This window comes from Amycolatopsis echigonensis (assembly GCF_014174495.1).
Classification (GTDB): domain Bacteria; phylum Actinomycetota; class Actinomycetes; order Mycobacteriales; family Pseudonocardiaceae; genus Amycolatopsis; species Amycolatopsis echigonensis.
The window spans coordinates 77,982-90,567 of sequence record NZ_JACJHR010000022.1; the positions used below are offsets into that span (position 1 = coordinate 77,982).

Annotated in this window: 8 protein-coding genes and 1 riboswitch; of the genes, 1 reads left to right on the plus strand and 7 read right to left on the minus strand. The window is 68.3% G+C overall.

The window, feature by feature from the left end:
* Window positions 1–105: 105 nt before the first annotated feature.
* From H5411_RS17520 to H5411_RS17550, 7 genes are all read right to left on the minus strand, one after another.
* Complete coding sequence (locus H5411_RS17520) at window positions 106–1,086, minus strand: ABC transporter substrate-binding protein (RefSeq protein WP_312878387.1); 981 nt, start codon at window positions 1,084–1,086, stop codon at window positions 106–108.
* A gap of 16 nt (window positions 1,087–1,102) precedes the next feature.
* On the minus strand, window positions 1,103–1,891 hold the full coding sequence (locus H5411_RS17525) for an ABC transporter ATP-binding protein (protein WP_183124338.1): 789 nt from the start codon (window positions 1,889–1,891) through the stop codon (window positions 1,103–1,105).
* Window positions 1,892–2,914, minus strand: coding sequence for a FecCD family ABC transporter permease (locus tag H5411_RS49790; RefSeq protein WP_460431696.1), 1,023 nt, complete (start codon window positions 2,912–2,914; stop codon window positions 1,892–1,894). It lies immediately after the preceding gene.
* 1,045 nt (window positions 2,915–3,959) lie between these two features.
* Window positions 3,960–4,084, minus strand: a riboswitch (cobalamin riboswitch).
* Window positions 4,085–4,088: 4 nt separating this feature from the next.
* A complete protein-coding gene (locus H5411_RS17535; RefSeq protein ID WP_009074046.1) occupies window positions 4,089–5,129 on the minus strand; it encodes a 3-isopropylmalate dehydrogenase in 1,041 nt (346 codons plus the stop codon).
* A gap of 262 nt (window positions 5,130–5,391) precedes the next feature.
* Complete coding sequence (locus H5411_RS17540; protein WP_183124339.1) at window positions 5,392–8,724, minus strand: S8 family peptidase; 3,333 nt, start codon at window positions 8,722–8,724, stop codon at window positions 5,392–5,394.
* Between the two features lie 248 nt (window positions 8,725–8,972).
* A complete protein-coding gene (serA, locus tag H5411_RS17545; protein ID WP_183124340.1) occupies window positions 8,973–10,571 on the minus strand; it encodes a phosphoglycerate dehydrogenase in 1,599 nt (532 codons plus the stop codon).
* A gap of 79 nt (window positions 10,572–10,650) precedes the next feature.
* Window positions 10,651–11,250: a TetR/AcrR family transcriptional regulator gene (locus H5411_RS17550; protein ID WP_183124341.1), complete on the minus strand. Its 600-nt coding sequence runs from the start codon at window positions 11,248–11,250 to the stop codon at window positions 10,651–10,653.
* 200 nt (window positions 11,251–11,450) lie between these two features.
* Between H5411_RS17550 and H5411_RS17555 the strand changes: the two genes are divergently transcribed.
* A complete protein-coding gene (locus H5411_RS17555) occupies window positions 11,451–12,296 on the plus strand; it encodes a TIGR03620 family F420-dependent LLM class oxidoreductase (protein WP_183124342.1) in 846 nt (281 codons plus the stop codon).
* Window positions 12,297–12,586: the final 290 nt, after the last annotated feature.

Here is a 12,586-nt window from a genome sequence, read left to right on the forward strand (position 1 = left end):
GCGCGCAAGGCAATAATGACGGAGATGGCGGTCATGTCGGCCATCATGCCACAGCTTCGCCCGGCTTCCAAGCGCCGGGCGAAGCGTCCCACCTTCTGAGAGCCGTCAGCCGGGCAGGTTCGCCAGGTAGCGGCCGAATTCTTCGACCGCGGCCGCGTTTCGCGGCCCCTCTACCAAAGCCGCGTACGGCAGCGCGAAGAAGCGCCCTTCCTTCACCGCCGGGATGTCGCGCAGGCCGGGACGCGAGCGGAGGAAGTTCTCCTTGTCGGCCACGCTGCCGACCTCGCCGCCGTAGTCGTTGATGAGGATGACGTCGGGCGCGCGCTGGATCACGGCTTCCCAGCTGACGGTGGTCCAGCTGTTGTTGAGGTCCGCGAAGATGTTGGCGCCACCCGATTTGGTGATGATTTCGTCCGGGCCCGCGTTGCGTCCGGAGGTGAATGGCTGGTCACGGCCGTCGTCGTAGAGGAACACCTTGGGCTTCGGCCGTCCGGTCGGCACCGCGTTCGTGACAGCGGCGACGCGTGCGCGGTACTCTTCGATCAAACGTTCTGCACGATCACTGATTCCGAAGATTTTCCCCAGATTGCGCACGTCTGTGTACAGCGCGTCGAGCGGCCGCATGATGCCCCGTTGCTTGCCATTGCCGTTGCGGCACGCCTCGGTGAGCAAGTAGCTGGAGATGCCCAGCTTCGCGAGGGAATCCGGGGTGAACCCGATTGCCTCCGAGAAGCCGTAATTCCAGCCCGCGAACACGAGGTCCGCACCCGCGCCCTGCACCACCTCGCGGTTGATCTTCTCCGCGAGCTTGGGCACCTTGGCGAAATCGGCTTTCCACGGCGACGAGGCAACGCCACCGGACTGTCCTTTGTCGACCACGTAACCGGCCATCCGGTCGCCCAAGCCAAGCGCGAACATCAACTCGGTGATGCCGATGTCATTCGCAACAACCCGGGAAGGAGGCTTGGACACGGTCAAGGATGAACCACAGTTGGTCACTGTCACGGGATACCCGGCCGGGGCGACACCACTGTCCCCTTCGGACACATGAGCACCGCATCCGGTGGCGACGAGGGCGACCGTCACGATCAACGCGACTGTCCTACGCATGAGTGTCCTCCTGGGACTCGAGCAGGTCGAACAACAACTGCGGACGCCCCGTGGCGGGATGCGGCACCACATGCCCGCGCACGCCGAACACGTCGGCGAGCAAAGCAGGCGTGAGCACCTCGGCCGAGGTTCCGCTCGCGACGAGGCGACCGGCATCGAGCACGTGCACCACGTCGCACACGGCGGCGGCCAGGTTCAGGTCGTGGAGCGCGGCCAGCACCGTCGGTCCGCTGGTGCGAGCGAGTGCGAGAACTTCGAGCTGGTGCCGGATGTCGAGATGGTTGGTCGGCTCGTCGAGCACCAGGATCCGGGGCTGCTGCGCGAGTGCGCGCGCGATCAGCACGCGTTGCCGTTCGCCTCCGGACAACGTCAGCACGCCGCGATCGGACAGGTGTGTCAGGCCGACTTGAGCCAGTGCGTCGGCGCACAACCGGTGGTCGGCCGCGCTCATGCGGTCGAGCAGGCCGTGATGCGGCATTCGACCCATCGCCACCACTTCGGCGACGGTGAAGTCGAACTCCGCATGCGCTTCCTGCGCGACCGCGGCAATCGCGCGCGCTCGCTTCCGCGATGCCATGCCGTCCACCGGCTGACCGTCGACCAGCACCGCTCCGGCTGATGGCTTGAGCACTTGGCAGACGGCCCGCAGAGTCGTCGACTTTCCGCTGCCGTTCGGGCCGAGCAGGCCGACGAATTGGCCTTGCCGAGCTTCGAGGGTCACGTCGTCGATCAGCTTGCGCCCGGCTGCGGTCACGCTGACGCCGTTGAGCGAGAGGTCCATTCACGCGCCTCCGAACACATAGGAGCGACGGCGCATCAAGAACAGGAAAGCCGGTACCCCGACCGCCGCCGTAAGCACCCCGATCGGCAGCTCCTCGGGTGCGGCGAGCACCCGCGCCGCGACGTCCACCCACACCAGGAAAACCGCGCCAGCCAGCGGTGCCACGGCAAGCACCCGTCGATGATCAGCACCGACGATTAGCCGCACCAGATGCGGAAGGATCAGGCCGACAAATCCGATCGCTCCGCTCACCGCGACTAGGACTCCCGTCATCGCAGCGCAAACGGTGAAGAGGAGGACCCGCAGCTTCCCGACATCGACGCCAAGAGTCGTCGCCGCTTCGTCGCCCATGGCGAGCGCATTGAGCTGGCCAGCCAGCGCCAGCAACAACAGAGCCCCGCCGACCACCACGATCGCGGAGATCGGCAGCGTGCCCCAATTCGCGCCGGCGAGGCTGCCGAGCAACCAAAACAGTGCCGATCGCGCGGCCTCGCCGTTCGGAGCTTGGAAGACTATGACCGTCGTGATCGCGAAGAACCCGTAAGACAACGTCGTTCCCGTGAGCACCAGGCGCAGTGGAGTAAGCCCTTGCCTCGTACGGGCGACTAGGTAAACGATCAACGTCGCGGCGAGCGCAGCCACAAACGCCCCGACCGACAACGCATAGATCCCGAGCGACGCGAAGACGCCGAACAACGTCACCGCTGTCGCGCCGACGGACGCGCCAGAGGAAATACCCAGCACATACGGCTCGGCGAGCGCGTTGCGCACCATCGCTTGAATCGCGACGCCGACGGTCGACAACCCGGCACCGACGACCACCGCAAGCAGAACACGAGGAAGCCGAAGGTCCCAGATGATCCGGTACTGCCCGACCTCGTCCGCACCGATCGTCTCGCCAAACAACCCCGCGCGGAGAAAGGACCACGTGTGAGTGACCGGTACTGCCACCGTTCCGATCCCGACAGCGATAACGATCGACCCGAGCAATGCCACCGCGAGTCCGAGGAGTACCGGCGTCAACGGCCGTCGCCGCTGAACGGCAACAGCCCCGACCTGGGATTCGCCACTCAATGGCGACGCGACCCACTGGCTGCCGGATTCGCCGCTCCGCGACGACGCAACCCGCTGCCCCCGGAATTCGCCGACCCGCGACGACGCAACCCGCTGCCCTTGGGATTTGCCGACCCGCGGCGGCGCAACCGCCTGCCGCCGGAATTCGCCGACCCGCGACGACGCGACCCGCCGACTCTGGGATTCGTCGATTCGCGGCGAAATGTGCCCTTCGCCTGAGGATTGGTCATCCAGCGGCGAGACGACGCGAGCGCCGGGGTCAGTCAGGTCACGGCTAGCCGAGTAGTCGGCCTGCGGCTCGTCGATCGGCGGCTCGCCATGGTGCACCGAGTTGCCTCGAAACGGCGAATCCACCTTCGCTGGAGAAGCATGCTGTCGACGCGAGTCGCGGGTGGCACCTTCGCCGTTGGATGGCGAAGCCTCCGAACTACCCTCGCCCTTCAGCGGCGAAATACTCGAAGCCCTGTCACCACGGGATCGAGAACCACCCGACGCACCGTCGCCGCCAGACGGCAAATCATCCCCGCCGCCGCTTGAACCCGAACGATCCGATGCACTGTCTCCACCCGGCGGCGAAACATCCGGAAAGCCCTCGCCACTCAGCGGCGAACCGTCGCCGCTGGATGGCGAAAGGTCAGCAACGTCCTCGCCACCAGCAGGCAGAGGACCAGAACCACCCGCCAGCGAGCCGCCACCGGACAGCGCCGAAGCGCTCTCGCCACTCAGCGGCGAAAGAGAGCCATCCCCGAGAACCGCCGCCGAATCATCCCCGGCGGCAGGCGGCGAAACCCCGCCAGAACCGCCGTCACCAAAAACCGGCGAATCCCTAGGCCCACCATCCACGGGCCCCGGACGAGCAGAACGCCCTTCAGACGAAGGAGAAGGCGAAGACACCACCGGCGACGACCCAATCAGAACATTGGGCCCGCAAAAGACGGCAGCCGCCGACGGCGGGAGTGTCGTCTCCCGCAGACCACGACGGGAGGGGACGAGGTTCGAAGAACGAACCCCCGCCGGTATCGGGCTCGCCTTCGGGTCCAGAGAGGAACCGAAGGCCTACCGTTGCGGGTCAGCGCCGGACTTCGACCGGCTTCCGCGGCGGGGGTCCGAAAAGCTCAGGCGGTCAGCCGACCTGGCGCACGTTGGAAGAAACCAGCGCCGCGAGGCGGTCGCCGATCGCCTGGGTCGCGCCCGGCGACGACTGGTCGCGCGTGGCGAGATCGAACGCCACCGAGGCCTCGATGCGCCGCGCCGCTTCCTTCTGGCCGAGGTGGTCCAGGAGGAGCGACACCGACAGCACCGCGGCGGTCGGGTCGGCGAGGCCCTGGCCGGCGATGTCCGGCGCGCTGCCGTGCACCGGCTCGAACATGCTCGGGTTCCGGCGCGTGATGTCGAGGTTGCCGCTGGCCGCGAGGCCGATGCCGCCGGTCACTGCGGCCGCGAGGTCGGTGATGATGTCGCCGAAGAGGTTGTCGGTGACGATCACGTCGAACCGCGACGGGTCGGTGACCAGGTGGATCGTGGCGGCGTCCACGTGCGAGTACGCGACGGTGACGTCCGGGTGCTCCAGCGAAACCTCTTCGACGATCCGCGACCACAACGAACCGGCGTGCTCCAGCACGTTGGTCTTGTGCACCAGCGTGAGGTGCTTGCGCGGACGCTCCTCGGCGCGGTTGAACGCGTCCGCGACCACGCGCCGCACGCCGAAGGCCGTGTTGACGCTGACCTCGGTGGCGATCTCGTGCTCGGTGTCCTTGCGCAGCAGACCGCCGTTGCCCGCGTACGGGCCTTCGGTGCCTTCGCGCACCACGACCATGTCGACGTCCCCGGCGTCGGCCAGCGGGCCGCGCACCCCGGGGTACAACCGCGCCGGGCGCAGGTTCACGTGGTGGTCCAGCTCGAACCGCAGCCGCAGCAGCAGGCCGCGCTCGAGGATGCCGCTCGGCACCGTCGGGTCGCCGACCGCGCCGAGCAGGATCGCGTCGTGCTGGCGCAATTCGCCGAGCACCGACTCCGGGAGCAGCTCCCCGGTGGCGTGCCACCGCGAGGCGCCGAGGTCGTAGTTCGTGATCTCCGCCGCCGGTGCTACCTCACCGAGCACCTTGAGCGCCTCGGAGACCACCTCGGGCCCGATCCCGTCCCCTGGGATCACCGCGAGCCGCATCCACACACCTCCGTAGCCCAGGCCACCGGGCGCACCGATGGCCCATTCGCACAAAAACGCCAGCAGCGGAAGGTTACCGGCCGTAGACAAGGTGCCGTAGCCGCACCACCCTTATGCCGCATCCTCCCACAGGGTGAGACACCCGTTCGGGCGAACGGAAACGGGGGCTTGCCCAGGCCGGACAGCCTTGGCAAGCCCCCGCGTCTCGCTATGCAGCCACTTCCGCAGTGCACCTCAAGTTCCCCTTAAAGGGTGAACCAGGTCAGCCGCGCGGCACCTCGGATTCGATGCGCACGACCGAGGCGCGCTGCCCCGCCCCGTTGTGGTGCTCGATCGCCAGCAGCCCCTTCGCCTTGTCCCCGGCGACCGCGGCCTTGTTGCGGTTGACCACCAAAGCCGTACCCGGCTTCGCGACGTAACCCAGCGCTGCTTCGCCGCCGCCCTGGACCGAGAACGCCGGCGCGAGCACGTCGAACGACAGCGGAGTGCTGACCTGGTCGATCAACCCGTTCGAGGTACCCGGCGCGACGTAGTACCCGGCGGTGCCGACCGTGTAGCTGATCCGGTGCGACGCCTCCTTCGGGTCGATCCCGAGCGCGGCGATGCTGACCGGCAGCACCATCACGTTCGAGTCGAACACGTTGGTGTCGACGTCGCCGAGCTGCCCGTTGATCGCCTGCAGGTCCACCGACGGGTTGCCCGGCTTGGTCAGCGACACCGTGTTGACCAGCAGCACGTCCGACCCCCTCGCCTTCGTCACGAAGGTTTCGAAGTCCGGCTTGCCGTCGCCGGTGGTGTCGATGTCCACGAACGGCACCGTGTTGCTGCCGAGGTTCGCGAAATCGCTCCAGGTCGTGATGCCGAACGCCAGCGTCGCGTTCTCCGGCTGCCCTTGCGCCTTGGCGAGCGGGGCCGTCGACGCCGCGCCGACGTAGCGCAGGTCGCCGCCCTTCGCGGTGCGGTTGAGGGTGCAGTCGGCCGTGACGTGCGCGTCGCATTCCGGCAGCTGCGGCGATTCGGCCTGCAGTTCGAGCACGCTGATCAGCGAGCGGTACCGCTGGGAGCCGCTGCCCTGGTCAATGCCCTTGCCGCCGAGGTTCAGCACGGCCTGGTCGGCGTTCGCGCCGAAGCGCACGCCGCCCGGGGTGGTGATCGCCGAGACCGGCTTCGGTGCCGAGTACACCGCCACCCGCAGCGGAACGGTCGCGCCGTTCTTCGGGGTGAACGCGACGCGACCCGAAGCGTCGGCCACGAACTGCCGGGCGAGCCCGGCCTGCGAAGCCGCCATGGTCGGTTCGAGAACCTTGCGCAGCGCCTTCGGATCGGTGATCTTCAACGTAACCTTCACCGTCGCGACCCCGCGCGGGTTGAGCTTCACCGAGCTCTTGTCCACTGTGTACTCGACACCGGGCAGGCTGTTGACGGCCTCGTAGCCCACCGAGTACTCAGCAGCCTTGACGCCTTTGTTGACCACCTTGATCGTCTTGCTCAAGGTGACCGGACCAGCCGCCTCGACGGTGCCGAACGTGAGGCTCACCGCGCCCGGGTCGTCCTGCACGTACGCGAGAACCTCGTTGTCCAGTGCGGCTTTCGCGTCGATCCGGCCGGCACCGACGCGCTGCGGACCGTAGGTGTGGCCCGCGCCGTCCGTGATGTCGTGCACCGCGGTGCCGACGACGTCGGCCTTGACCTCCTCGACGCTCCAGTCCGGATGCGCCTGGCGGACCAGCGCCGTGATGCCCGACGTGTGCGGCGCGGCCATCGACGTGCCCGAGAGGACCAGACGCGCGTTGCCGCTGCCGCGGAACGCCGACGTGATCGTGTCGCCAGGCGCGGCGACGTCCGGCTTCACCGACGGACCGCGTCCGCCGCGCGAGGTGAACGAGCTGGGAGTGTCCACGATGGACTGGTCGTACGTCTGCAGGGCGGTCCGCCCGGCTCCGTACAGCCGCACGGTGAGCGTGCCCGCGGTCAGCCCCGCCCGTACGGCCTGGGTGGCCTTGCCGGTGAGCTGGAACATCGGAACCGCCGCGTTGCCCGCGATACCCGCGCCGAAATGCTCCACAGTGGACGAAAGCAGCACGCCCTTGGCACCCGCGGCCTGCGCGTTGTTGGCCCGCGCGGCGGAGCCGCACGGCCGGGTTGCGTCGTTGTCGTCCCACTCGAGCCACACGATCTTGCCCGCGGCCTTCGCCTTGTCCTCAGCCGAATAGGCGGCGCACCCGGCGTTGTTGCCCGCCGAAATCGGCACCACCGGGGCGGTGAGGTCGAGGGTGTCGTAGCCGGTGTACTCCTGGCTGTACTGACCGGGCTGCTGCCCCGCGGTCGGCGTCTTGACCTCGATCGCGTCCCGCAGCTCGCCCGCGTCGCGGCTGCTGGCCACGGTGAGCGCTTCCGGGGTGTTGCCCGGCGAACCGGCGATGTCGTTGATATCGCCGCCGTTGCCCGCCGAGATCACCGGCAGCACGTTGTTCTGCGCGAGCTTGCGCACGAACAGCGAGTCCGGGTCGTCCGGAGCGCCGAAGTCGCTGCCCAGCGACAGGTTCACGACGTCGAGGTGGTCGGTGAAGTCACCGTCGCCGTCAGGGTCGAGCGCCCAGTCCAGCGCCTGCGACGTGACGTTCGTGGAACCCTTGCAGCCGAACACCTTGATCGCGTAGAGCAGGGACTTCGGTGCGGTGCCCGGCCCGATCCGCATGGCGTCGAGCGTCTTTTTGCTCAGCTTCTTGTAGTCGCCGGTGAACGTGCTGCCGTCGGCGTTGACGCCGAAGCCGCCGATCGTGCCCGCGACGTGCGTGCCGTGTTCGCCGCACGCGATCGGGTTGGGGTCCGGTTTCGGCGTCGGCGAACCGGTTTTGCCCGCCGAGTCGTAGTCGTCGCCGACGAGGTCGGTGCCCCCGACCACCTTGGCGTTCGGGAACAACGGCGACGGCTTCGTGCGGTCGACCGCCTTGTACGCCTCGGGCGTGCCAGGGCCGCCGAAGTCGGCGTGGGTGTAGTCGATGCCGTCGTCGATCACGCCGACGCGGATGTTGTCGCCGAACTTGCCGGTTTTCTGCCAGCTGGCAAGCGTGTTGGTGAGCTGTTCGGCGCTGGCGTTGGTGCGGTTCTTCGGCACGACCGTGCGCACCGACACGACGTCCGGCCGATCCGCGAGCTCGCGGATCTTGGCCGCGTCGGCGGTGACGACGGCACCGGGCACCGCGTTGGCCGTCTGCGTGACGAGCTTCGTGCTCGCGTCCGCGGACCGCAGCTGTCCGACGACGGAGCTGACCGCGGCGGCGACGTCGGCCTTAGCCGCCTTCGCTGCCTGCTTGGCCTTCTCCTTGCCCTTGCCCTGCTCCTCCTTGAACGCGTCCACCGCGGGTTTCTTGGCCAGCTCGACGAACGCGGTGATCTGCCCCTGCGCCGCGCTCAGCCGGGGCGAAAGCTTGCCCTGGACCTTGCTCGCGTCGACCTTCGCCGGAGCGACCGGCTCGGCCAGCGGCGCGCTCTGCGCGGACGCCGCGGGCACGGCGACGGCCGCCGCCAGCACCACCGCGGAACCCACGACCACCGAGCGGGCAGCCCACCCGGGCAACCGGGTTCTGCTCATGAGTAACCCCTTCTCGAGGCCCGGATCACGAACCTGCCCGCGCTCCCTTCGCGCCCCGACAGTGAGCACCGGCGCCGCGCCGTGCTCTCACGGCGCGTGGTTCAGCCTCGCGGCAAGAACCTAGCTGTCCGAAACACCTACTTTCGTGCGGAAAATGGTCCGTTACCCGAATGTTGCCGGTCTGAGTGAACGACAGAACGGCCCCTCTCCCGGAGTCCGGGAAAGGGGCCGTTGCGCGAAATCGGCGACTAGTTGAAGTCGACAGCGCGGATGGTGTGCGCGCCGACGGTGGCTCCGATCGGCTCGAGCACGTTGGTGTCCACGTGCCGGTCGACTCGCAGCAGCATGATCGCGTCGGAGCCGTCGGTGCTCTGGCTGATCTGCGCGGCCTCGATGTTGATGCCCGCCTCGCCGAGCAGCGTGCCGACGCGGCCCATGACACCGGGCCGGTCCGGGTACTCGATCACCAGCACGTCGCCCTCGGCGCGGAGGTCGAAGTGCCTGCCCTTGACCTCGACGATCTTCTCGACCTCGTCCTTGCCGGTGACCGAACCGGACACGGTGAGCGTCGCGCCGTCGCCGTGCACCGCGCGGAGCGTGACCAGGCTGCGGAACTTCGGGCTCTCCGATTCGGAAACCAGCTCCGCCTGCACGCCGAGTTCCTCGGCCAGCCGAGGCGCGTTGACGAAGGTGACCTGGTCCTCGACCACACCCGCGAACAGCCCGCGCAGCGCGGCCAGCTTCAGCACCGCGGTGTCTTCGCTGGACAGCTCGCCCTTGACCTCGACGGTCAGCGACGTCGGAGCCTTCGGGTTCAGCGCGGTCAGCACCTGGCCGAGCTTCTGGGTCAGCGCCAGGTACGGCCGCACGTGCTCGCCGACCGAGCCGCCGCCGGACACGTTCACCGCGTCCGGCACGAAGTCGCCGCGCAGCGCCAGCAGCACCGACCGCGCCACGTCCGTGCCCGCGCGGTCCTGCGCTTCGGTGGTGGACGCGCCGAGGTGCGGCGTGACGACGACGTTCGGCAGGTCGAAGAGCGGGCTCTCGGTGGTCGGCTCGGTGACGAAAACGTCGATGCCCGCGCCGCCGACGTGGCCGCTGCGCACCGCGTCGGCCAGCGCCTCCTCCACGATCAGACCGCCGCGGGCGGCGTTGACGATGATCACGCCCGGCTTGGTCTTCTTGAGCGCCTCGGCGTCGATGAGGCCCTTGGTCTCCGGCGTCTTCGGCAGGTGGATGGAGATCGCGTCGGCGCGTTCCAGCAGCTCGTCGAGGGTGACCAGCTCGATGCCCAGCTGGCCGGCGCGCGCGGCCGAGACGTACGGGTCGTACGCGATGAGCTTGGCCCCGAAGGCGGCGAGCCGCTGCGCGAACAGCTGGCCGATCTTGCCGAGCCCGACGACGCCGACCGTCTTGCCGTTGATCTCGACGCCGGTGAACGAACTGCGCTTCCACTCACCGCCGCGCAGGCTCTGGTCGGCGGCGGGAACGCGACGGGCGACCGCGAGCAGCAGCGCGACCGCGTGCTCAGCGGCGGAGACGATGTTCGACGTCGGCGCGTTCACCACGAGCACGCCGCGCTCGGTGGCGGCCGGGACCTCGACGTTGTCCAGGCCGACGCCCGCGCGGGCGACGACCTTCAGCTGCGTGGTCGCCCCGAGCACCTCGGCGTCGACCTTGGTCGCGGATCGGACCAAGAGCGCGCCGGCGCTCTTCACCGCCTCGAGCAGCGCGGGACGGTCGGTGCCGTCCACGTGCCGGACCTCCACCTCGTCACCGAACACACTCAGCACGGAGGGCGCGAGCTTCTCCGCGATGAGGACTACGGGTTTGCTGGGCTTGGTCACGATGCGGCTCCCACTATCTGGTCACGAAATCGAGGACGCTCTCTCGCGGCGCACGTCGTTGTGCCCGGACTCGCGGAGTTTAACGCGGTGCACCGACAACCCGCTGCCCCCGCTGTTCACTTGTCTGTAATCCGGTGAAGACAAGCGCCATCAGGCGCTCTGTACCGCCTTCTCCCGGAAGGTGGGAGCCTGCCCAGGAAGCACCGTGCAGCAACAAAAGCAGCTCTCGGACAGTCACGTCGGCACGGAAAACGCCAGCCGCTTGCGCCCTGTCCACTAGATGGGACGCGGCGTCCTTCATCGCTTCACAGGACGCGTGCAGCCGCGACTCCGGATCGTCGAACGCGTCGGCCAGCATTTCGGTAAGGCCGCGGTAAACGGCGGACGTCTCGCCGAGGCCGATCAGCCAGGTGTACAGCCCGTCGAGCGGATCCTCGGCGAGCAGCAGCTCGCGCGCCTTTTCCGCCTGGGTGTCGAATCGGTCCCGCAGCAGCGTCTCGATCAGGTCTTCCCTGGTCGGGAAATGGCGATAGAGGGTGCCGATCCCGACGCCGGCACCGCGGGCGACGTCTTCGAGCGAGGCGTCGACGCCGCGCTCGGCGAAGGCGCGCCTCGCTTCGGCCAGCAGGCGTTCGTAGTTGCGGCGGGCGTCCGCGCGCATCGGCTTGGCGTCGGTCATCTCGGCCGGAGTTTATCCCCGTGACAAATCGGAGGCTTCCTCCGTATAGTAACCGGAGGCAGCCTCTGGTTCTGGGGTGCGTCCTCAGTGGACGTTGGCTGCACCGGGATCACCGCCGCGCTCCGCGGCCAGAGAACTCTCTTGGAGTCTGTTGTGGATTTGTTCGCGAAGCTTGACGCCGCCGCACACGGCGGTGCGCGATGACGGTCGGAATCTGGACATTTTCCTTTGACGGGAAGGAAATCAGCGAGGTGCGTGCGGCTGCCCGCGAGGTCGAGTCGCTGGGTTTCACCGCGCTGTGGTTCGGCGAATACCGCGGGAGGGAGGCGTTCACACAGGCCGCGTTGCTGCTCGAGGCGACCACGACGTTGGCTGTGGCGACGGGGATCGCACGGTACTCGGAGCGGTCGGCGGCGACGGCTGAAGCTGCTGGACGCACGCTGGCGGAGGCGTATCCGGGACGATTCACGCTCGGCCTCGGCGGACATCGCTCGGGCGGTGGGGCTACTGCGCTGCAGGACTACCTCGACGCCATGGACGCGGCGGACCTGGACTTTGCCCCTGGCAGCGCTTCCGGTTCTCGGCCGCGTCGGCTTCTAGCCGCTCTCGGGCCCAAACTGCTGAAACTCGCGGCGACCCGGGCCGACGGCGCGCACCCGTACTTCGTCCCTCCTGAGCACACGGCGTTCGCCCGCGAAACGATGGGACCCGACGCTTACCTTGCTGTCGAACAAGCTGTCGTCCTCGACGCGGATCCAGTGCGGGCAAGGCAGACCGCTCGCGAACACGTCGCCGGATACGTGCGGCTGGCCGCACACCAACGGGCGAATCTGCGCCGACTCGGCTACACCGAGGAAGATTTGTCCGACGGTGGCAGCGACCGGCTCGTCGACGCGCTCGTGGCCTACCGAAACGAGAACGAAGTCGCCGACCGAATCCGCGCACACTTCGACGCCGGCGCGGACCACGTCTGCATCCAGGTGCTGGGCGACGGGCCAGAGATCCCGGTGGACGGCTGGCGTCGCCTCGCTCCGCTGGTTCTCTGATTCCGGGGTGGGGCTTTCGGAGCTTCTCGCGAAAGCCCCACCCCAACCGGTTCGCCGATGTCTCCGCCGTCTCCGGACTACCGGGCCGCCGCGTCATCGCCGACGCTCTCCCCGGACGTCGGAAACCCCGTCCCACCAGGGATTCGCCAATGAACGGCGAAACCGTTCATCGCCTGCATAGAGCCACTTTTCCGCTCGTCGAAGGCATTCGAGCACTTCCGCGTCCGCCGCAGGACTTCCAGACGAACACTTCCCCTGAACGGGCGACCCCGACGGGATCGTTTCGCCGT